The following is a 20,779-nucleotide window of genomic DNA, read 5'->3' on the forward strand; positions in this document are numbered from 1 at the left end:
ACCAACGCAACAACTACAAACCAAATAGAACACAAACAAACCCGGAATTATAACACAAAAATACCAGAGAAATATGAGAAACCGCCTATTGCAAACACGCCCTTGACACCACGAGGCGGCTATTGTTAGCTGTTAGATTTTTTGAGGCTTGCCTCGAGTTCTTTTCTTGTCATAGAACCTAGTTTTATGGGTGCATCAGATAGCCAGGGGATGTATTCCCATTTCCAGAGGCGGTTGTTTGTGTCATGTTCGGCCATTGCATGATTGGATGTGTTAACAAATACTACAGGATGATTTTGGTTCATAAAGTAGTATTTTATGGGATGTTTGGGTGGAGGCGGAGGAGCTTTGTCTCCGTGGATGGAGTCAGCGTTAATTTCGTTGTTACCGCTATAGATACCCTCGAAAACGAAGGTATTATTTTGGGGGTTTTTAGCTATGTTGATTTTGAAGGTTTCTAGATCCATTGTTCTGCCGTATATGAGGCGGCGGATACACTCATAGATTGAATTTAAGATACCGTGCTGGCGGAGGCGTTCATTTTCAAAGAGAACAGAGACTTCTATGGTGTAGGAACCATCAGGGTTTTGGGGTTCTTTGGCACAGTGGACTTCGCGTACAAAGTTCTTTAGGGCATCAATACTTGGTTGATATATAATTGGAATCAGCTCTACCGATTGTGGTTCAACTTGAGCCTTTATGATATTGTCTGGGTTTATGGAAGGATGCACTAACTCATGGACTATTTCGTGGTATAGTTGGTAGATTGTAGAGTTTGTGATGTCTTTGTCTTTTTGGGCCCACTCCCAGATCCAATGTTTATCGTCGAGTTGTAAAACCCAGCGTTCTTTTGGGCCGGTTCTTTTTTCGGGGATGTTATTTCGAGCGGTATAGGTTTCTGTTTGGGGTTCGTGGGGTACCTTGTAGATCTCAAATCCCAGCATGTAGCGGAGCACTACATCTTTTTGCATGTAGTGGCTGTATTTGGTTTGGTTGCTTCGAACCACAATTAAGCATTGGTCTTTTAGGGTTCTTGCAATGCTTATGGTGCAGTTGTCTGAATCCCAAAGTTCTTCGTTTCCGGTCCATGAAAACTTACCGAATAACCCAATTTTCCACCGCTGCTCTTTAACGGTAAACCAGACAGCCTCCAAATCATGAACCCCAATCGTTAAACGGCTATCTCTATTGTTGAGGGTTAATAAAAACCCTTGCTGTAAAAACGGCTAAAGAAATAGTTTACATAAATAATTTGAAGTGGACTCGGTAGCGGAAAAAGCACTCACAGACCTCCAGCTTAAATTTCCCCGCCTTTAGCCTCAGCGTACCTCGATATCCTCATTGTCCAAACTCTATAGGAAAGAGACCGACTTATTTGGGTTTAGTTTTCAAACTGCTTTTGAATCAGTTTTTCTCGTCAAACTTGCTTGTGTTACATAATGTTCATATCGTATCGGTTCTAATTTTTGGGTTATGAGGGCAAGGCATGAGCCGGGTTTGGATAATCTGCAAAAAGATCTTTAGTTTAACTCTGATTTTTAACGCACTCTTGACTATAGCCTGTGCAGTGAGTATTCTCTCAAGTGTCTACTGGATTTATCCGGGTTGGAAACCTTTTAGTCCCTACCTTGTTGATGGCTATGTGTTTTGGGTCGTTATCGTTGCAGCAGTTCTAAATGTTTTTCCAAGTGCACTCTTGGGACGAAAATTGCACACGGGCAGGTTTCTTTTCCATCACTATGTATATGGTTTTCTTGTTTTAGCAGTTGGCACCATTTATGTCACTTTTTTTACGCCTGTATCGGTAGCAACTATTTTTTTGGTCAACAACACCGTTGCCTCGGTGAATGCGGGTCGGTTTCTGTTGCTGGGCGGATTAACATTGCTCCTTGATGATTTGCCCGATGTCTCCAAACACATAGAGACAGCCCTTAATCATATGAAAGCAGGAGCGTTTCGTATTAGAAAATTAATCATTGCCGCCCAACTCGGAACAGGAGTTATCTCGTTGTATTTGTTTGTTGCAGTATGTGTTGCCATGATTCAGGTGCCAGAATGGGTAACATTAGCCAACTTTATCCTAATCCTTACTACTTTTATCACATCAGTATGCTCATTTATCTTTGTAAAGAGAAAAGTTTGGGATAGTATTATGATCAAACAAGAAAATACGCATTAGAGCGTCTTGGATCTGGGGTAAAAGGGGTTTATGGGGGGATGACGCCCATGCGGCTACATTCTTCTTTTAGGCTGTCGCGGAGTTGTTTGAGGCTTAGCCGTTTATGTGCGTATTCGTCGCCATCGATTTTGTCTGTGCGTAAATCGGTGTCAAGTTGAGCTATCTGTGAGTTAATTTCTATGATGCGTGCTTTAATCTGATCTACATACGAAGCGGCGGCTTTTTCTTGTCCAATAACCTCTGAGGGGGCTAGGGCAGTTTTTATGACGCCGTCTTCGATACGCAGAATTCTACTAGAAACGCGGGCAACGCTTGGGTCATGGGTAACCATGATGATGGTTTTTCCTAGTTCTTGGTTGATCTTGACCAGATGCTCTGCGATGATTCGTGCATTAGCGGTGTCTAATTCACCGGTAGGTTCGTCTGCTAAAAGAATTGGGGCATCGTTTGCTAGTGCGGAGGCTATGGCGATTCTTTGTTGTTCACCACCACTGAGGTCCTCTGGCTTATGGTCAGCTCGGGCGTCTAAACCAACAATATTTAGGAGTTCCTGTACACGTTTTTTGCGTTTATCGCGTTTGACACCTGAGGCTACCATGGAGAATTCAATGTTTTCCTGTGCGGTAAGCGTGGGGATTAGGTTGAGGTTTTGGAAGATGTGCCCGACCATTTTTCTGCGGAAATCAACCAGTTGTCGTACAGAGAGGTTTGTAACGACTTTGTCTCCTACGGTAACTGTGCCAGCAGTGGCCTTGTCAAGTCCTCCGATTATATTTAGCAGGGTCGATTTGCCGCTACCGCTAGGACCAATGATGGAAATGAGTTCACCGGAGGATATTTCAAGGTTTAAACCTCTTAACGCCTGGACTTCGATGTGTCCAGTGTGGTGAATTTTAACCAAATCTTTTACTTTTATGTTTAATCCGCTCATCTTGTTCTAACCATCTTTTCTAGTTTAGTAACATACTGACTAGTCATAACTAAAATTGCACCTATTGTGGACGCATATATGAGAGCAGCGTAGGTTCCTATGACAACAAAAGCGTTAGATGGGAAAACTAGGCGCTGAGTTACTAGATTGTAGGAGTTGATGTATACGTTGCTCGCAGTTATATTGCCATATATGACAATTACGCCAACCACTATTCCCAAGATTACTGCAAAGGTAATGATTGCCAAACTCTCAGAGAGAAACATCCATACAAGTTGTCTAAAAGATAAGCCGCGTACACTCATCAAAGTAGCTTCGCGACTACGTTCTTTTAAGCTAACTATAGCTATCAAGGCGGTACCAACTGAAGCTGAGAGAACAGCAAAGATAAGACCAAAATTCTGCAACTCTAGAATTTGGAGATCGTTGTAAGTGTTAAGATTATCCATTTCAACTGAACGCCGCCACTGCTCATCAAAGGATTGAACGCCATATACATCTAAGTATAGAGCGCGAATTTGATTTGCGACATCGGTGCCATTGACACCTGGTTCTATGCTGATTAAGATTTTGGAAGACCAATATTCTAAGACATAGATATCACTGCCCTCAGTCATGTTAAACAGATCTCGAGGTACATAAGAACAAAATGGCGAATAGAGAGTTTGAACCCCGTTGATGTAAGAGTAGGAATTGCTGTTGTCTTGAGGTTCAGGGCCAAAGAATCCCACAACCCGTAGTTGTCGTGCACAGGAAGAGAAATCCACAGCTATCTCATCGTAGAGCTTGAGATCAAGCTGTTTGGCAACAGTCCGATCTAAAATGATAGTATTGTTGTTTGATTTTAACTCAGCAAGCATCTGATTCATGCTTGGGCCACCGCTAAACCAACCATCTTCATAGTAAGCACACTCAGCCCACGCATCTGGTTCTATGGTTCGCACACTCATATAACTAGTCCTATCTCCCACTGAAAAGGCAGTAAGAGAGCGCTCTATGGTTGCATTGCGTATACCAGATACGTTCTGGGTTATATTACTAAGAATTTCTTGACTCCTAGTCACATTAGCCACCGACACGCTTATGTCAGCGCCAACATTGTTGTGGACATTACGCTCAATATAGTCCTCTTGACTGGCTATTTGTCCGGTAACTTGGACACTAAGACCAATAATTAGAGCGATCAAAAAGGCTATGGCTGCCAAGCGTGCGGGATTTCGCCTAACGTTCTTTGCGGCCAAAGCACCCAAGTCACCCATAGCTGAGGAAATCTTTGTTGTTACCGCTTGGAATTTAGTTGAATCAAGAATGACAAGTTTTGTGAAGCCCCAGAAGAACAGCAAAGGACCGATGTAGGTCATAGCCTGATCAAATATAACCACTGGAACTGAGAGCACAGAAACAAACATGTTCCCCTGGAAGCTCATTTGATTAAACAGATACTGAACGTTCACACCTAATAGAAATATGACAATCTTGTAGCTACCCAATATTAGAGCAACTAGTGGAAATATTTTTCGTGAGGGTTTGCTTGGAGGCATATAATTACGAAGAGCATCAACTGCAGCTATCTTTGAGGCTTTACGAGCCGATAAAAATACTGCCGCAACAGCCAAAACAACGGCAAAAATAATGGTAGTTACTGCGACTATAGGATTTAACAGAGTTGAACTGAAAATATGAGCCACATTAACTGTACCGAGATAATATTGGTTTAAGAGTAAACCGCCAAAGGTACCCAATAAACCGCCGATTAGACCAATCACTAATGCTTCTGTTAAAAACATCCGTTGAATTTGTCCGCTTGAGAGACCTTTTGTTGAGAGTAAACCAATCTCCCGTCTGCGAATGTTAAAGGACACATCAGAAACGGTATAGCCCAAATACCAAGCAACAAAGAAGATGGGTATAGAAACCATAATAAAACCATTGAGCATATTTTGAGAATCATAGTTATATGACCATAGAGCACTGCGGAGCATATTGTCGACCCAGCCCCAAGAGAGATAGTTACCAAGAACACGATTTTGGATGTTAGTAGCTACTCGGTCAACGTTATTTATTGATTCTTGGATATTGAAAGGACTGATGAGATCTTCTCGGTCCACATCGATGATAAATCCTATTTGAGTAGTGCCACAACCATCCAATGTGGAAGTCCACATCTTTGTAAGTGTGCTCTCCCAGCCAATAATCAATAAATCACTCCGATAACCGCTAAAGTCAATAGAATTACCCCGGAGGTTATCTGTACAGTATGCATAACCGTCATCGGTTAATTCTGCAAATCCAGCCACTGTCAAGTTAACGGCGAAAGTTGAGGCGTTGTCGTATTTTGGCTGGTAGAAAGTCATCTGAGTGGTAATGACATCACCAATGGCGGTTCGATTTGCAAGCTGTGTGCCAGTTATGATGTAGGTATAATTTTCAGGTATACCGTCACTGGGTTTGTTTAGCCATTCATCATAAATTCGAGAGTTATTGGGAAAACTTATCATCGGCACAGAAAGAAGACAATTGGTATAGTTATCAGCTGGGAACCCTAAATCTTGCCAAGACCGAGACACTATCTCAACATCTGTGACACCTTGACATTAAGTATATCTTGCACTACTAAGGGCACGTTTGTGTAGTTGAACTGGTTCTGGAACGTCATATCAGCTTTGAGGGAGCCAAGATGCTTGTTAAACGACTGATCAGATGCTATATCTGATTTTACCCATATGCCAGCGAAAAATGTTGCTGCCAAGGTTATACCGATTAACAGAGCGGTGAAAAGTTTCCAGTTGCGAAACACATGCCTAATGGGATACATTAGCGACATTGCAATTCTCTTTCTACCTTACTCTGTGTAGTGATATTAAGTTTACGCACAGATCGTATAGAGCTATCAAACAGCACTCAACAAAGTAGCCATCCGAAATTTAGACTCAAAAATCCGATTCCCAAAAAAAGATGACACGAACGCAACAAAAAGAAATACACACCACAGATAAACTGCATCAACTACATTTTTCATATTCTTAACTGTGCCAATACAACAATACATCAGATTTCAAGGGGTTGTGTTTGTTTAAGTGAGTGAAAAGTGACTGCCAGAAGTATAAAGGCCACATATACCATAAGGGAACCGGAAAACATCACTGTTGTTACCGCAAGTGACCCATTGAACGATGTGTTTAGAACAATTAGCAAAATTTGATTCACTACAATGACCACAGCTGTACATACCAATGGAACTATTGAACCAATAAACAACATTATGCCTGCGGAGCGAAAGAGGCGCTTGCCAGAGCAGGCCGCCAATGTGTTAAGTGTACGTCGATAGAACAAAGCCATCAACAAGATAAAGCTGAATGCTACAACGCCATTAAAACCTATCAGCGGAGTGATTTGTCGGGTTATTATGGTTCCTGAGTCAGTGGTTGATATAACAACTGAGGGGAAATATAAGCTAAGAAGAAAACTAATCAGAGTGACAGTTAGCACATAGAGACCAACTATACCAAAAATCGTGCCTACGGCGGCGTTACGGTAAATACTACGGTCTTTGTATTGTTCGACGAAAACTCTCATGCCCCAGAGAACAAGAACAAGCCCAAAGATGTTTAATATTGGAATTAACAACAGAACCGAGCCTATTTTAGCTAAAAGATTATTTGAGGTACTAACGCCACTCATAAATGCCCATCATCAAGTAAGCCATATCTTTCATCAGGATAAACTTTTATGATACCCAGTGCAGAATTCCACCGAAACTCGGGCAGAAAGTATTAAATCAATGCGACACCTCAACTTAGCCATGAGTGCTTTTCTGGGATACTTAAATGAGAAGAACATGAGTCTTTTCACTGATTATTATGAGCTCACCATGTGTGCAGCTTATTATGATAATCAAAATTTTGAGCCGGCAACCTTTGATCTTTTTATTCGACGTCTCCCTCAAAATAGAAATTATTTTCTCTTTGCAGGCCTAGAAGAAGTACTAAATTATCTGCAAAACATCAAATTTACTGATGAACAGCTGGGTTACTTAGAAAAGCAGGGGTTTAAAGCAGACTTTTTAGAGCATATGAGGAATTTTAGGTTTACAGGTGAGGTTTGGGCGGTTCCTGAGGGGACGGTTGCTTTTCCCAATGAGCCGCTTTTGCGTATAACTGCACCTATTATTGAGGCTCAGCTTGTTGAGACTTTTTTGTTGAATTCGATTAATCTGCAGACAATGATTGCCACCAAGGCTAGTCGGGTCGTGGAAGCGGCTCAGGGCAGATCTGTTATTGAATTTGGTCTGCGAAGAGAGCCCGGTGTCGATGCGGGTATGAAAGTAGCCCGCTCCAGCTACATCGCGGGTTGTCGGGGAACCAGCAATGTCTTGGCAGGTATGGTTTATGGTATTCCTGTGTTTGGTACCATGGCACATAGTTTTATCATGTCTTATCCCAGAGAAATTGATGCTTTTCGGGCTTTTTTGAAAACTTTTCCCAATAAAACAACTCTGCTCATCGATACCTATGATGATATAGCAGGGGCAGAAAAAGCAGCCATGGTTGCCAAAGAATTAGCGGCAAAGGGGATTTGTTTGGGCGGAGTACGGCTGGATAGCGGCGATTTGACGGAATCGAGCCGAAAAATTCGGGAAATATTGGATAATCAGGGGTTGCAGTACGTCAAAGTTTTTGCCAGTGGAGATCTTGATGAATACAAAATCACAGAGTTGCTCGAGAAAGCTGCACCGATTGATTCGTTTGGTGTAGGTACTAAAATGGGAACCAGCGCGGATCGGCCCTATCTTGATGTTATTTATAAACTCTGTGAAACACAAAACACCGATAAGAGTTTCTCCCCTATTATGAAACTTAGTAAGGATAAAAATACTCTGCCGGGGCGCAAACAGGTTTATCGCTTTCGAAACAATGATGGGACTTTCAAAAAAGATGTAATTACCCTCGCAGATGAGTCCTCAGAGGGTGAGGCGATGCTTATTAAAGTTATGGATAAGGGAAAATTAATGTCTAGTTTGCCATCGCTTGAGGAGATTCGGGGGTTTGCAACCAAAAATATAGCACAACTGCCGCAGAAATACAAAACAGTGATTGATGCCCCGCTCTATCCGGTTGAGTTGAGTGAAAAGTTACAAAAGTTAGTCGAAGTGCTAAAACAACAAATAGCAGAAAAAGAGCATCTATAGCCAGATCAACAGGTTGTTCTATAGAAATCATTGAATGGCACAGCAAAGTAGCACAAATGTCGCTTTAGTTTGCTTGAAGGACTTTTGCGTTTATCAGTAACTCGGTAACTTTTCAGATTTTAGTTTAGTTTAGTTTTAATGCTCTTTTGTTTGGTTGTGCCTTTTTGAGATAAAAAAATATACTGACGGCCGCAATGGCAAAGCTAATTGTTAGAATTATTGCCGCTAGGATAGTGCTTTGACCAGATTATATTTAATGTTGGTGTTTTATAGCGGAATAGGTTAACTTTTGCGTTGTGCTGTAGTGTTTGTTCTGATGGTAGTGTAGTGTTTTTGAGGAACAGCTCTGTTTATGTGCAAAAAAGATGTATGGTTGGTGTCTAAATGTGAAACTCGGCAAAAAATTATGCACACCTATTTTGCAAGGTGCAGATTTTAAACTATTCCACTATAGTTTGCTTTTTATGAGTTCTATTGCATAATGTTTGAGGGCTTTTTGGTTAATTTAACCGTTTTTTGCTTTGTTACATGATCATTCAACATTTACTTGTATACAACACTAAATTATAATGCGGTCGGAGCAATAGTGGTGTTTAGAGAAGTGTTTGGGTTAGATGGTTGTGGTTTAGAAGTAAGTGTTTCTAAGGGGGAGGGTTCAGGTGAAATTTGTTCATGATATGAGTAGCCTATTGGAACATATTGCACACCTATTGGGAGATATTGCATGCCTAGGTTGGGGTCATATTGTGCGTTGTAAAAGGTTCCCATGTAGAAAGTGTCCTCAACAACAGCAATCAAGTGGCCAAAAGAGGGTCTATATGAGTCAGGTATAGTTTTTGAAGTTGACCAAGTGTTATCTTCTGGATTATAGGCCCAAGTAAATGTTTGAAATGTGTTTAGGTCAAGTTGTTCTTGACCAAAAACATAGAGCCGTTTGGGTGCATAAATGCCTGAGGTTACGCCAACAGATTGAGAGTGGTGGAAACGTCTAACTGGAGGGCTGGGGTTGGCTTCACTCCAGATATCGGTTGTTGAATCATAAATGCTAAGACCTAACTCAGGCCAGTTCGTGTGTGGATTTGATTGCGAATGACCACCAAGTATCTTGTCGTCCACCACAATAACAAAGGAATAAACAGTTAGTGGTGGGTTGGCTTTTTTTGTCCATGTATTTAGAACTGGATTGTACATATGCATCTCTGTTATTTCCCCATTTTTGGTTATAACAAAAAGTTGGTTATTTAGCGCATAAACTTGCATATAGGTTGCTTCAACGGATAGGGAGGCTTTACTGCTCCATTTATCAGCAGATGGGCTATATACTGATATAATTCGCCATTTAGGCCTATAGCGAAAAGTTGGTCATCTACCACACCAATCTGTATGGGCGGGATGACTGATTCGACCTCAACGGGTACTGCAACTTTTTTGCTCCAACTGTCATTAATGGGATCGTAGGCCTCAACTGTATTGACATAGCGATACACTATTACTGAGTTATAGTTCTCAACATGACCGCTTATGCAATAAATTTTGCCTTGATAAACAGCAACAAGAGGACTAGTTCTTGGTGTGGGTATAGAAGCTAAGGTGGTCCAGACATCAGTTTTCGGGTCATAAACTAGGGTGGGGTCACCACCGATAATGTAGATTTTATTATCCAAAACAACAGTTTCACCCGAAGGCATCGAGGGGGTATTAACGGGTCTGGGAGTTTTTGTATTCCAGGAGTACTCAACTAACTCAGAAGCTGAGACAGGACTAAAGACCAGCAGAAATGAGGCGCTTATGAGAAAAATTAATGTTAATGATAACGCTTTATTCACAGTTACCACCAATAACTCAGTTGCTTGTTAATTTTTAAACATTATGTTCACACACAAAACATGGTTTCTTTGCATATTTTTGGGTAGGCGATATTTTGTTTAGGCTTTTGGGGGTTAGTCAACTGGTTGAATATGGCAAACACTTAATATTCTTCTTAGACGAACTTTAGGCAATTAAGAGGAAGAGCTCATGATGCAAAACCGTCCAGCTATTGTTGCTGTCGGCAGAACCAAGTTTGGAGAGCACTATGGCAAAGAGCCTGAAAAGCTCATTGAGGAAGCTTGGCTTGCCGCATCTATGGAGTGTAACATAGAACGTAAAGATCTTGAAGCATGTTACATGTCTGATTGTTTTTTACCCATAACCAACAAATTAGGGCTCCAAGAGGGCTTTCTCTCCGAGCTCACAGAGCTACATGTACCTATGGAGGGCACGCGTAGTTTTAGTGCGGCCTTGTCGGCGGCTTGTCATGCAATTCAAGCAGGTGTCTACAATACGGTGCTTGTTGGGGGTATTGAAAAGATGTCTGATCGCTGGGATAAAATCCGCGATGACCTTATGTTGCTTGATGATCCGTGGAGTTACTTTGCAGGTGGAACCCCGGAGTCCAATCATGAACTGATGCTTCGAGCCTACATCAAAAAGCATGGTCTAACAGGTAAAGATCAGGAACAATTAGAGGTCGCTCTAGCTCAGGTGGCCGTTAAAAATCATGCGAATGGGGCCAAAAACAAGTATGCCCAGTTTCAGCGCAAAATCACCATCGACCAAGTGCTAAGTGCCCGCAAGGCAGCTCGCAAACCATTGGGGCTCTATGATTTTGCACCCATCTCAGATGGTGCCACTGCACTAATTCTCACAAGCGAGACCGTAGCTAAGCAAATGACTGATCGACCGGTCTTTGTTTTATCTATTGGTGCAGCAACGGATTATCTTAACTATCCTGCCCGAGAAGATCTCACCCATTTTGTGGCCGCAGAACTTGCAGTGAAACAGGCCTGTCAAACTGCCAAACTCTCAGTAGCAGATTTACAGCTTGTTCAAGTTAACGATCAATCCACTGCGATGGAGATGATCAGTCTCGAAGACTTAGGCTATGCCAAAGCGGGCTCTGCATGGAGAAGCCTCTACGAGAGCAACCAAACAGGGCAACTCAGCTACGAGTTTAACGGTAAACCAGTTCATGTGAACACTAATGGCGGGTTGAAAGCGGATGGAAATCCCTTGGGCGCAACTGGTGGGGCACAGTTCTTTGAGCTTTATCGCCAACTCCGAGGCGAAGCAGGCGAAAGACAAATCACCACACCAGAGGGTCTTAGACACGCTGCAACACTAGAGTTTGAGGGATTTGGAACTAAGGCATATATGACAATTTTAGGAGAGAAAACACAATGACAAGCGAACCCATAGAAAGACGTGTATCATATCTAGGCGATAGACTAAGAGCATGTCGGTGTCAGTGTTGTGGTAAGGAATACTTTGAAGTCCGCGATTACTGTAGCAACTGTGGCCGTAAAAGCTACAACAAACTAGACAATATTGATCTCTTCTACGATAAAGGCACCCTTGAACTCTGCACCTACATAAATGAACCCACCAACAAATTCACCAAACTCTCCAGCTACATCTATGGCATTGTGTCATTTCACGACGGCAAAATCCGAGTTCCAGCCCGACTAACCGATCAACTAATAGCCGATAACAAAACCATAGACCTATCAAGCCTAGAGGGCAGAGAAGTCACACCGCGTTTTCGCAGACGCCACTCTGTTGGCAAAGGCGATATTGTACCCACCATCTCTTTGGCATTTACCCTAGCTGATGAGTACTATCCCCACCAAGAATACAAAATAAGCCAACCCAAAAAAGACTACGATCTGCCAGGAATTGTGGGCTATGGAATGTATTCATCACGCTTTCGCATAAAAGAAGAAGGCATCGAGCGTGCAGTGCCCTTCTTTGATGAAGACTCAGTTACCGCCGCAGTTGAAGCCGGCAAACTAGCCCTTATCCACTCAAGTCTAGATAGCGCACTGATTGGAAAAATCTATGCAGGCTCAGAATCAAATCCTTATGCAGTCAAACCAATTGCCGCCAAAGTCGCACAAGTACTCAAACTAGGCAAAGAAGACGGAGACATACAAGCAGTAGATGCAGTAGATACAGAGTTTGCCTGCAAAGCCGCCTCAAGCATGTTCAAAGACGCCTGCGCACTTGTCAGCTACCCCAAATCAAACATTGATTATGCCATGGTTATTGGCGCAGACAATAGCCAAGCAGCTCCCCGCGGATGGCCCGGAGGAGAACTCGATGCGTTTGTCGGCTATGGCGGCGCCGCATTCATATTTGGCAAAAAAGACGTTATTGCAGAGGTCGAAGCTTGGTATAGCTGCACCTCAGATACCCCAGACTTTTGGCGCCGTGACGGTGAACCCTACCCCATGCACGGCGGCAGATTCACAGGCGACCCCGCATATCATAAACACGTCCGCAACGCCGCCTCCAAACTCATGGAGCAATGTAACCTCAAAGCCTCAGACCTCAACTACTTTGTACCCCACCAACCCAATCCCAGCTTCCCAGTGCGCATCGCCAAAGAATTAGGCTTCAAAGAAGAACAATTTATGCCCGCCATTCAGATGACTAAATTCGGCAACACCTACAGCGGCGCTTCTCTGGTCGGATTAGCCGCAATATTGGACATAGCAAAACCCGACGACCGCATACTAGTCACCAGCTACGGTTCAGGAGCAGGCAGCGACAGCTACCTTCTACGCACCACCAGTCAACTACTTGATAAACGTAACCGCCAAAAAATCAATGTCAAATTCCTCGCTGAAAATCCATTTGCAGAATTCATAGACTACACAACCTATCGCCGCCTAAAATCAGGCATGTAACATCAGCAAATACACCACCACTCTTTTATCTCCTCAGATAAGCAACAACAGCAAACATCCAATATAGCACAAACATACACACCTCCACAGACAGAACAACGACCCAAATGGTTAAAAAGGCAATTCAAGCCCAGTTTTATACTGAATTGAACACATCAATTTTTATATGACCCTAACATATTGACTGAAGAAAAGAGAGTGAAGTTTCCAGTTGACTCTTATCGTTGATGACGCCGGCAGCGGTGACTTGCTTTTCGGTGTTGTAGTCGGCGCCTATCGGGAAGAAACAAAAGAATTCAAATATGATATAATCGACGTAAGATTCTACCAAGACATATTTCGTGAAAAAGAATACCTTCAAGAAGCCTCGCGGGTTGTGTCAAAGCTTGTGGCCAAATTTAATCTAAACCCCGAGGAAGCCATTCACATCTGCCAGGGATGCATCTTTGATGTTGCCGCAGAGGAACTCAAAAAGGTCTACGGCGAAGACCACGTCAAACGCATCCACGTCGAAGGCGAAACTCAGCGCCTAGTTGAAATCGCATATCTCGATGAAATCCGCAATCTAGGCTACGAACCCCTTGCTGAGCGAGATGAAAAAAGAGGCAAAAGCTTTTTCCATATGATGCGCTGGCTCAAAGATAACCCCAAAATGCTCCGCTATGCCAAAACCGGCTGGCCACGACTCAAAAACTATCAGCTTTTCAAATCGTTCCATGCAAAACCAACCTTTAATGCAGTTTGCAGTGAGTGCGGCAGTGAATGTGAAGTCCCATTCCAACCCAAAACTGACAAAACCGTTTTCTGTAAAAAATGCTGGAGTAACCACAAACCCGCTCGACCCCCACACTCCCGCAAACCCCACAACAAACGAAAAACAAACAAACGCTAAAGCAAGAAATAGGCAAGTTTTATATTTTTAATTCATACCAATTCATAAAGTTTGTTTAGCTAAAGAGACATATAATTTTTTGGCAAACATGAAAACAAAGACAAACGCCCAAACAGTACCGCTTGCTCCCGCTAACAGAGGTAACATGCTGTGGATATACATACGCATATTACATATCCTTATTAGTAATTGACACACGCAAAGAACACCAATAGGAGACAAAAAACAGTGTTAAACAAAGAGTGCGATGGATGCGAAATGTTTCACATGTGCAGTGAAAGATTCCGAAAAGCTGGTAAAGACGAAAAAGTTTACTGCCCCGACGGTACAGCACATCTAGCCGACCAAAACTAGCACCAATTTAGCTCATTATTTTGGGTATATGTTAGCTAAATTGATCAATTCGTCAATAGTGATTAACGAGCTCATTATTTTAAGAGCAAAACAAAAATGCTTCTGTACACACTACAGACCAGATAACTTATGGATAAAGCTGACTATCTCATGTGGAGCCGCAAATATGACAAAGCCTACGGCTGGCAGGCACAACGGGAACGCGAATTAAGTGCAAAATTCCAAAAAAACAAGGCTCTAAGCGTGAAGGATCTCATGGCGGTGGCAGAATGGAAATTCAAAGACGAACCCGAAAAACTACAACGCGCCCAAGAGCTGGTCACACGCAATACCGATGAAAAAGTTCAACGTATAACCAGCCAAAGTCTAAGTCTCCCAAATGCTGATGATCTCTACCGTATCAATTGTCTAACCACATTAGAAGGCATCTCACCCATACTGGCCAGCATCATCTTGACCTTCTTTGACCCAACGAGTTATGGCATATTTGACCAAACAGTCTGGAAGGGATTGTTGGGCAACACCCCTCCAGGAGGACTCTACACACCCCAAAATTACCTGCGTCTCATCTCAGCTCTGCGTAAAACCGCTACCAAACACAACCTCAGCGCTCGAACCATCGATAAAGCACTCTACAAAAAAGCTCAAGATCAAACAACTTAACAACTAGTCTAAACTGAATGGTATACCCACCAAAAACGAGGCCAACAACAATACTGACACTACAGATCAGCCAATCAGATCACAAAAACCCTTCTCAAGGGTCAATACGAACTATTAAGGTAAATATAGATAATTATTCTGAGATCAATTTAATGTAATCCCAAACTTTATCGCCGACATAATGTAACACCTTAACAGCTGGACCCTTCTTAGTCTGGCGTACAGTATTCGCATCCATCAAACTCTCGCCTACCGCTAACGCTTTCCCATACTTTACATCAGTAACCAAAACTAGTGACCCAGCCGCAAATTCACCCTCCACACGAACAATACCCGGAGCCATAACTGTTGCGCCCTTACACACATATGGAACTGCACCCATATCAACAACAATTTTAGGTGCAGTAGTGATGAACTCAGAGAAGAGTAAAGTAGGCAAAATGCGATCATTAATTTTATAGATTACAGGTTTGCCAGAGAATATATAAATTAAGGCCACATCTGATTCAACAACTTCCACACTCGCTCTAACATCAAATAGCTCCTCAAGATTGAGGCCGAGTGTATGCTGAGCCTCTTCTAGAATCTGTTTAATATCTTTGTTTTTGATGGGATATCGACGTTGTTTTGTGGGCATAAGCAACTATCTATGTGCATAGATACAGAGTTATTTAGGTTCCTGATCTGCTGGGGGTTTTCGGTGCAGGTATTTCTCGAATAGTTTACCAAGATCGACTTTAAGCAAGATAATAGTGAGAGCAATGGTCATCGCAATGGACAGAACAACCATAACTTCTGAGCTGATAAAATCTCCAAAGATTTCTATAGAAAAACCGGCCAAGAAGGCGCCCATAACACCGATTCCAAATTTTCCCAAGAAGTAAGCGCCAAAAAATTTTGATGGACTGTACTTCATAAGTCCCAGGGCTATAATTATGGGTTCATCAGGAATTGGTGTCGCTGCCGCAAAGAAAAGTAAAGGGAAGGCCCAGCGTTTGATTTTTGAGGCGTCGAGTTTTTGGCGGCTTTTTTTGATATATCTTCCACTGATAAAGAAGGTGACCATATAGTAGATACCTTTGGCTAAAGCGGAGCCCAAGGCCATGGCGGCTCCAATTAATGCAAAAGAGAGAAAATCAGTGCTGTTCAGTCGTAGGGCAAATGTGTATGCGATGAGCATATTTGAGGGGCCAGCAAACGGGATCAGGTTAAGAACAAAAGATACCACAAAAATTATGACAAAACTTATCAGCGTCACCATGGACTGTTCCGTTCAAGGCAGATAAACCATAAACCCTCTTATAAGTACAAGCAACACATAGTCAAAATCAGCCATTAACATGCAAATAACACATGTCTTCAGATACTAATAAGACTATTGACCGTTAGCATGAAAGCGTCACCAAAAAGTAACCAAGCAGATTTATCACACCAAACACAATCAAACAATCTGCCATCAACAGCGCAAGGGCAAAGTTGAGGCTAGAACGATTTGTTTTGCCGCAACATATAGCATCCAAATAGTTAACGCCTCCAGAGTATGAGATAGGTTTAAATGTTGAGAGATAAAGTATAGAACAGATAAAGTTACAAGAGGATCTCAAAATGAGCGAAATGACAACCGAAATCCTTGAACAGAACCTCAGCAAAATTGTGCTGGTTCGCCTAAAAGGCGGCAAAAGCCTCAGAGGCAGACTCAAGGGGTTCGATCAACATCTAAATCTGGTTTTAGAAGAGACCGAAGACACCACCGTCGTTGAAGACCAAAAGAAGTTAGGACTCATAATCGTCCGTGGAGACAACGTAGTCCTTATTTCACCCCCGCCCAGGTGAGTTAGATGGGAAAGGGCACTCCTTCAATGGGCAAGCGCATGGGGCGCGTTGTCCATATAAAATGTCGTCGATGCGGCAGACGTGCATACCACGTACGCAACAAGCGATGTAGCGCATGCGGCTACGGCGCACAAGCTACTCTAAGACGTTATAACTGGCGGACCAAGACTCTGCAAAGAGCACGAGTCGCAACCATCCGCTAAACCCAACTTTTAATTTTACAAATTACGTTCTACTCACAAATATTAGTAATGTTACATTTTACAGGCAGGTTTTCTACAAACTGCTGAAGTATAAAGCAAAAAAGGGTTATTCGGGTGTGTTGTAGTAACCCTTATCGACCTTTACGAAAATCAAAGGGCCTCGACTGTGCGCCATCGCGCGTGCTTTACGCAAGGTGTTGTTGAGAGCAACAAAGATACGGTCTGTTTCAGGGATACTTTGGAGGTATTTTTCGCTCAACTCCATTTTGAGCAGATTTTCTGCTAGTATATCTGTTCCGCAGATTTCACCGTTTTTAATAAGAGTTGCAACAATCAACTCTTGGAGGTCTTGTTTGCACTCGATTTTTCGCCAAATGGGTTCAGCATCAGCAAGGGGTTTGTTCATTTTATTCCATTTATTTGCGCCCTGATTACCGATCAGCAGTTTAACACGCTCTTTCCATTTTTTAAACCACATGTTGCACCAAACTGCCAAAAACGCATCTAATTCGTCAAGATCTTTTTGACTAAGCGTGTTTATACGCTCAAGAATTTCAGGTTGTTTTACTTCTTGGCCCACCAAATCCCAGCGAAACTTGAGATAATTTGTAAAATCTTGGAAAGCTACCTGTAATACCGTATGATCAGAGCCCATTATATCTAGGGCTGGATCGGCTTCTCTAAGTTTCTCCCCTATCATGAATTCGACAAAGTCCATTAGGATTCCCGCTGAAACCCGTTCTATAACCAGTTAGTTGAGGTTTTAATTAAACTTTATTTAAAAACGCCTATAACTACCTTAGGCTAAAAATCGAAATATATCGAATTTGACATATCCTTAAAGCAACCTATTCTATGTTATCGGGTAACGCGGTAATGTCGGGTAATATTAAATCAGGTTGTTCTTTAGCCAGTTCTTCAGATCCAAAGAGACCTGAGAGCAAAGCTACGGTGCAAGATCCAGCAGCTTTTCCTGCTCGCATATCACTAACTGAGTCACCCGCGATAATGCAGTCACACATTTTTAAATCCAAAGTTTCGACACATCGAATTAAGGCCTCTGGGGAAGGCTTAGGCTTTGATGTGTCCAGCCCTGTCACAACCAAGTGGAAATATTGTGAGATACCCAGATAGTCGAGTTCTTTTTGGATAACTTGATTGGGAACATGGCGCATAGTGATTAAGGCCAGTTTAGCTTTTTCTGCAAGACACTCAAGCGTCAGTACCACATTAGGCAAAAGTTTAGCATGTTTCTCAGTGGCAGAATGGAAGGCTTTTATGTATATGGGCATGAACTGTTCTGCACAGCCATAGGTGAGGTCGTTTATGCTTTGGTGCTGTTCGAGGCGGCGGGGGATTTCCAGCATGATTTGGGCAGAGGGCATTTCTTTGCCGATGGCTTGGAAACCGATTTTGGTAGCTTCGAGGTAGGCTGTTTTGGAGTCAACAAGGGTACCGTCTAGGTCTAGAAATATTCCGTTGGCCTTCAGCTTGTTTGATTGCATTGGGTTGTTTGGGGGTTCTTGTTTTTTAAAGGTTCTTCTTGTTTTGGAAGTTATAACCCCGCTTAAATATATAATCTATATATTTTATTGGGAACATATCTATAGGTGCCGGTAAGGATATTGTTTTGAATAAGTGGAGATGAGATAGATGATTTCAAGAGATTGTGATGGATGCTCCAAACTAAAAGAGTGCAACACACGTTACCGTAGAGCCATAATAGGTGACAAAGTCTACTGTCCAGATGGTACCGCCCATCTAATTGATAGTTCAAGCATTGCTCGCAACTGAGACACCACCATCATCAATAAAGCTATAATCAACCAACCCGCGTTTGCGGGAGCAAATTTTATTTGATGTATGTTGATAGTTTGTTTGTACTATAAGGGTTGAGATGAATGGATCCGCGTGATTGTAAATATTTTGATTTTGAGTGTACAACTTGTGAGGGATGTGAGCATTTTGAAAGTCAAATGTCAAAGTATCAAAAGTGTAATAATTGTGGTGAGCAATTTAGACCAACTGAAAATAGCAGGATTGAACTAGAGAATAATGAATTTAAAGAATATCATAAATGTCCAACCTGTGCGGGTGTTAACATCAAAATAGATGACAAACGTATTGCTCACAAGACAGGCTCTTTTTATTGAACAAATGGGATGGCACGATAAATTTGGCAATATGGTTCGCGTATTTTACCGTTTCCTAGCAAACGCTGAATTGAGTGTCTCAACTCAATTTCGCGCGAAGATTCTAGTGCAAATTTTTCTGAGAGAAGGTGATAACTGACCCCGATGTCATTTGTTTCTTTTTCAGTGATGAATTTGAGTACCTGTCGGTCAAATTCACTTAGCGATACCATCTCGACTCCTTTGGAGGTAAATAGATCCTCCCAGGCTTCGAATACGTTTTCGATATTTTTGACATAAAAGTCTTCGATGGCTTTTAGGACCAAGGTGTCATCAACTGTTGGTATTTGTTGGGAACGTGCTGAAGAGAGGGCTAGTCGTAGTGATGATTGGGGTTTACCATAATAGTTAGCATCAAATAGGCCGTGGCGCTGGACTTCTTGGGGGAGGTCATATTTTTCGGCGATAGCTATGATTTTTTGGCTAGCCTGGTCAAGGGTGCTGTTTAGATCGTCTTGGGTTTTGCCTACAGTTGGAAACAGCATTTGCATAGTTACAATATATTTGGTAACGTCTAGGGGGGGATCAAAGTGCATTGCGCGCATCTCTGCACTTCGCTCCAATATAGCGGGTTGATCTACCAATCGAAAGGGGTGATCATAAATTGATCGCGGCTGATTATGTCTGCTACCTAAACCTACGGAGATCTCGGGAAATCTGGAGAATCTTTTCGAGGTTCTTCGGTCAAGAAAAGTTACTAGGTTTTGGTTGAGCGGTTTATCAGCGTTAAAGCTACGAAACTGAAAAGTGAAGGGCGATAGGGGTTGTTCAGCAGCTAATTCGGGAATTGTGAGGTTTCCAGCTTTTCCCTGAGCGAAATCGGGCGGCATAAGATCATGAAAATATTTTAGTAATTTGCTGGTTTGGTGATGTTTGGTTTCGTCATAGAGTGTGATGCTTAATCCGCCAGCTTGTCCAAGATTTACCAGAGGGGGTGAACTGACGAATTCAAAAGCAAGTAAATCTTTTTGGGGTGAAAATATTCCGCTCCATTGTAAGAAGAGCTGTTGCTGAAATTCTTTAAAATCAATTTCGGGTTTAATTGGTTGGTTGATCTTGGCAGGGGTTAGGTCATCAACCATTATTTCCCAGTAATCGTAGAAAGGTTGCTTTTGTCCTGTGACGGTTATGTAGGAGAGATTTGATGGAACCGCTACACCGGTGGGGCATTCGCATATAATGTAGTCTTGGGGTAGATGGGCTGCAGGGATTAGGAGAAACCGATTTCTGCCGAGTTTACCATCGTAGACAACGGTACCTGAAACGGAGGGATTGGTTGATTTTTTTGCATAAGCAAACTCTTTTAGAATAGAGAGCTCCCAAGCATTAAATTCGCTACCGTATTGTCTATTTCTAAAAGCAGGTTTTAGGGGTGTGAATTTATCCGTGCCTTTTAATCTGACATCAGATGGGGGCTTTGGAATAAATGTCACCTACTATCGCTTCCTAGAGCACTACTAATTTTATACCGCAATATAAGAATACGCAAAAACAAATATTGCTTTGACCGCATTATAAGTTAGGATATAGATGTTTTAGTTTACCTCTTGCTTGTTTTGTGGTAAAATGCCAATCTATCTGCTTACCCGAACCATTTCGATCTGCCGCCCAAACCGA

22 protein-coding genes are annotated in these 20,779 nt (G+C 42.4%); 11 read left to right on the forward strand and 11 right to left on the reverse strand.

The genetic code is table 11. The annotated features are described in order from the left end of the window. Positions 1-125: 125 nt before the first annotated feature. Positions 126-1,154, reverse strand: coding sequence for a hypothetical protein (locus FWF39_RS00915; protein WP_343381553.1), 1,029 nt, complete (start codon positions 1,152-1,154; stop codon positions 126-128). Positions 1,155-1,486: 332 nt separating this feature from the next. On the opposite strand from FWF39_RS00915, the gene FWF39_RS00920 reads away from it, so the two are divergent. Beyond that, positions 1,487-2,179 (forward strand): hypothetical protein, encoded by a 693-nt coding sequence (locus tag FWF39_RS00920; RefSeq protein WP_343381554.1) that lies wholly within the window; start codon positions 1,487-1,489, stop codon positions 2,177-2,179. A gap of 28 nt (positions 2,180-2,207) precedes the next feature. On the opposite strand, the gene FWF39_RS00925 is transcribed toward FWF39_RS00920, so the two are convergent. The 3 genes from FWF39_RS00925 to FWF39_RS00935 form a co-directional block, all read right to left on the reverse strand. After that, the gene (locus FWF39_RS00925) at positions 2,208-3,110 is read right to left on the reverse strand and encodes an ABC transporter ATP-binding protein (protein ID WP_343381555.1); all 903 of its coding nucleotides are present in this window, start codon (positions 3,108-3,110) and stop codon (positions 2,208-2,210) included. Further along, positions 3,107-5,677 carry an FtsX-like permease family protein gene (locus tag FWF39_RS00930; protein ID WP_343381556.1) on the reverse strand — a complete coding sequence of 857 codons (2,571 nt, stop codon included), beginning with the start codon at positions 5,675-5,677 and terminating at the stop codon, positions 3,107-3,109. The genes FWF39_RS00925 and FWF39_RS00930 overlap by 4 nt, the downstream gene beginning before the upstream one ends. Positions 5,678-6,158: 481 nt before the next feature. After that, the gene (locus FWF39_RS00935; protein WP_343381557.1) at positions 6,159-6,791 is read right to left on the reverse strand and encodes a DUF996 domain-containing protein; all 633 of its coding nucleotides are present in this window, start codon (positions 6,789-6,791) and stop codon (positions 6,159-6,161) included. 157 nt (positions 6,792-6,948) lie between these two features. On the opposite strand from FWF39_RS00935, the gene FWF39_RS00940 reads away from it, so the two are divergent. Then, on the forward strand, positions 6,949-8,298 hold the full coding sequence (locus FWF39_RS00940; protein WP_343381558.1) for a nicotinate phosphoribosyltransferase: 1,350 nt from the start codon (positions 6,949-6,951) through the stop codon (positions 8,296-8,298). 564 nt (positions 8,299-8,862) lie between these two features. Here the strand turns inward: FWF39_RS00940 and FWF39_RS00945 are convergent. Then, on the reverse strand, positions 8,863-9,558 hold the full coding sequence (locus FWF39_RS00945; RefSeq protein WP_343381559.1) for a hypothetical protein: 696 nt from the start codon (positions 9,556-9,558) through the stop codon (positions 8,863-8,865). Continuing rightward, the gene (locus FWF39_RS00950; protein ID WP_343381560.1) at positions 9,540-10,124 is read right to left on the reverse strand and encodes a hypothetical protein; all 585 of its coding nucleotides are present in this window, start codon (positions 10,122-10,124) and stop codon (positions 9,540-9,542) included. Before FWF39_RS00950 ends, FWF39_RS00945 begins: the two co-directional genes overlap by 19 nt. Positions 10,125-10,314: 190 nt before the next feature. Here FWF39_RS00950 and FWF39_RS00955 point away from each other — a divergent pair, with 190 nt between their 5' ends. The 5 genes from FWF39_RS00955 (at position 10,315) to FWF39_RS00975 (ending at position 14,934) form a co-directional block, all read left to right on the forward strand. Beyond that, positions 10,315-11,520: a hypothetical protein gene (locus FWF39_RS00955; protein WP_343381561.1), complete on the forward strand. Its 1,206-nt coding sequence runs from the start codon at positions 10,315-10,317 to the stop codon at positions 11,518-11,520. Beyond that, a complete protein-coding gene (locus tag FWF39_RS00960; RefSeq protein WP_343381562.1) occupies positions 11,517-13,025 on the forward strand; it encodes a hydroxymethylglutaryl-CoA synthase in 1,509 nt (502 codons plus the stop codon). The genes FWF39_RS00955 and FWF39_RS00960 overlap by 4 nt, the downstream gene beginning before the upstream one ends. Before the next feature lie 211 nt (positions 13,026-13,236). Continuing rightward, a complete protein-coding gene (locus tag FWF39_RS00965) occupies positions 13,237-13,917 on the forward strand; it encodes a CxxC-x17-CxxC domain-containing protein (RefSeq protein ID WP_343381563.1) in 681 nt (226 codons plus the stop codon). Between the two features lie 228 nt (positions 13,918-14,145). Next, on the forward strand, positions 14,146-14,271 hold the full coding sequence (locus FWF39_RS00970; RefSeq protein ID WP_343381564.1) for a hypothetical protein: 126 nt from the start codon (positions 14,146-14,148) through the stop codon (positions 14,269-14,271). 129 nt (positions 14,272-14,400) lie between these two features. Next, positions 14,401-14,934, forward strand: coding sequence for a hypothetical protein (locus FWF39_RS00975; protein ID WP_343381565.1), 534 nt, complete (start codon positions 14,401-14,403; stop codon positions 14,932-14,934). Between the two features lie 133 nt (positions 14,935-15,067). On the opposite strand, the gene FWF39_RS00980 is transcribed toward FWF39_RS00975, so the two are convergent. Together FWF39_RS00980 and FWF39_RS00985 are read right to left on the reverse strand one after the other, a co-directional pair. Continuing rightward, positions 15,068-15,571, reverse strand: coding sequence for a DUF1947 domain-containing protein (locus FWF39_RS00980; RefSeq protein WP_343381566.1), 504 nt, complete (start codon positions 15,569-15,571; stop codon positions 15,068-15,070). 30 nt (positions 15,572-15,601) lie between these two features. Then, complete coding sequence (locus tag FWF39_RS00985; RefSeq protein ID WP_343381567.1) at positions 15,602-16,195, reverse strand: hypothetical protein; 594 nt, start codon at positions 16,193-16,195, stop codon at positions 15,602-15,604. Between the two features lie 344 nt (positions 16,196-16,539). On the opposite strand from FWF39_RS00985, the gene FWF39_RS00990 reads away from it, so the two are divergent. Both FWF39_RS00990 and FWF39_RS00995 read left to right on the forward strand, forming a co-directional pair. Beyond that, on the forward strand, positions 16,540-16,767 hold the full coding sequence (locus FWF39_RS00990; RefSeq protein ID WP_343379569.1) for an LSm family protein: 228 nt from the start codon (positions 16,540-16,542) through the stop codon (positions 16,765-16,767). A gap of 5 nt (positions 16,768-16,772) precedes the next feature. Next, positions 16,773-16,970, forward strand: a complete 198-nt coding sequence (locus FWF39_RS00995) for a 50S ribosomal protein L37e (RefSeq protein WP_343381568.1) — start codon at positions 16,773-16,775, stop codon at positions 16,968-16,970. Positions 16,971-17,076: 106 nt separating this feature from the next. Here FWF39_RS00995 and FWF39_RS01000 read toward each other — a convergent pair whose 3' ends face one another. Next, positions 17,077-17,688 carry a hypothetical protein gene (locus FWF39_RS01000; RefSeq protein ID WP_343381569.1) on the reverse strand — a complete coding sequence of 204 codons (612 nt, stop codon included), beginning with the start codon at positions 17,686-17,688 and terminating at the stop codon, positions 17,077-17,079. A 130-nt stretch (positions 17,689-17,818) separates the two neighbouring features. Beyond that, a complete protein-coding gene (locus FWF39_RS01005) occupies positions 17,819-18,475 on the reverse strand; it encodes an HAD family hydrolase (RefSeq protein WP_343381570.1) in 657 nt (218 codons plus the stop codon). Between the two features lie 148 nt (positions 18,476-18,623). On the opposite strand from FWF39_RS01005, the gene FWF39_RS01010 reads away from it, so the two are divergent. Both FWF39_RS01010 and FWF39_RS01015 read left to right on the forward strand, forming a co-directional pair. Further along, positions 18,624-18,764: a hypothetical protein gene (locus tag FWF39_RS01010; RefSeq protein WP_343381571.1), complete on the forward strand. Its 141-nt coding sequence runs from the start codon at positions 18,624-18,626 to the stop codon at positions 18,762-18,764. A gap of 107 nt (positions 18,765-18,871) precedes the next feature. Then, positions 18,872-19,123 (forward strand): hypothetical protein, encoded by a 252-nt coding sequence (locus tag FWF39_RS01015; protein WP_343381572.1) that lies wholly within the window; start codon positions 18,872-18,874, stop codon positions 19,121-19,123. Here the strand turns inward: FWF39_RS01015 and FWF39_RS01020 are convergent. Further along, the gene (locus tag FWF39_RS01020; protein ID WP_343381573.1) at positions 19,117-20,595 is read right to left on the reverse strand and encodes a hypothetical protein; all 1,479 of its coding nucleotides are present in this window, start codon (positions 20,593-20,595) and stop codon (positions 19,117-19,119) included. The two genes, FWF39_RS01015 and FWF39_RS01020, sit on opposite strands and share 7 nt — an antisense overlap. Between the last annotated feature and the right edge of the window lie 184 nt (positions 20,596-20,779).

Origin of the sequence: Candidatus Bathycorpusculum sp., from assembly GCF_009778815.1 — an archaeon.
Lineage (GTDB): Archaea > Thermoproteota > Bathyarchaeia > Bathyarchaeales > Bathycorpusculaceae > Bathycorpusculum > Bathycorpusculum hydrogenotrophicum.

Bases quoted from the DNA above. Each gene is read 5' to 3' on its own strand.
- FWF39_RS00920 (WP_343381554.1), top strand. From the start codon at position 1,487: ATGAGCCGGGTTTGGATAATCTGCAAAAAGATCTTTAGTTTAACTCTG.
- FWF39_RS00925 (WP_343381555.1), bottom strand. From the start codon at position 3,110: ATGAGCGGATTAAACATAAAAGTAAAAGATTTGGTTAAAATTCACCAC.
- FWF39_RS00935 (WP_343381557.1), bottom strand. From the start codon at position 6,791: ATGAGTGGCGTTAGTACCTCAAATAATCTTTTAGCTAAAATAGGCTCG.
- FWF39_RS00940 (WP_343381558.1), top strand. From the start codon at position 6,949: ATGAGTCTTTTCACTGATTATTATGAGCTCACCATGTGTGCAGCTTAT.
- FWF39_RS00945 (WP_343381559.1), bottom strand. From the start codon at position 9,558: ATGCAAGTTTATGCGCTAAATAACCAACTTTTTGTTATAACCAAAAAT.
- FWF39_RS00955 (WP_343381561.1), top strand. From the start codon at position 10,315: ATGATGCAAAACCGTCCAGCTATTGTTGCTGTCGGCAGAACCAAGTTT.
- FWF39_RS00960 (WP_343381562.1), top strand. From the start codon at position 11,517: ATGACAAGCGAACCCATAGAAAGACGTGTATCATATCTAGGCGATAGA.
- FWF39_RS00975 (WP_343381565.1), top strand. From the start codon at position 14,401: ATGGATAAAGCTGACTATCTCATGTGGAGCCGCAAATATGACAAAGCC.
- FWF39_RS00980 (WP_343381566.1), bottom strand. From the start codon at position 15,571: ATGCCCACAAAACAACGTCGATATCCCATCAAAAACAAAGATATTAAA.
- FWF39_RS00985 (WP_343381567.1), bottom strand. From the start codon at position 16,195: ATGGTGACGCTGATAAGTTTTGTCATAATTTTTGTGGTATCTTTTGTT.
- FWF39_RS00990 (WP_343379569.1), top strand. From the start codon at position 16,540: ATGAGCGAAATGACAACCGAAATCCTTGAACAGAACCTCAGCAAAATT.
- FWF39_RS00995 (WP_343381568.1), top strand. From the start codon at position 16,773: ATGGGAAAGGGCACTCCTTCAATGGGCAAGCGCATGGGGCGCGTTGTC.
- FWF39_RS01000 (WP_343381569.1), bottom strand. From the start codon at position 17,688: ATGGACTTTGTCGAATTCATGATAGGGGAGAAACTTAGAGAAGCCGAT.
- FWF39_RS01005 (WP_343381570.1), bottom strand. From the start codon at position 18,475: ATGCAATCAAACAAGCTGAAGGCCAACGGAATATTTCTAGACCTAGAC.
- FWF39_RS01010 (WP_343381571.1), top strand. From the start codon at position 18,624: ATGATTTCAAGAGATTGTGATGGATGCTCCAAACTAAAAGAGTGCAAC.
- FWF39_RS01015 (WP_343381572.1), top strand. From the start codon at position 18,872: ATGGATCCGCGTGATTGTAAATATTTTGATTTTGAGTGTACAACTTGT.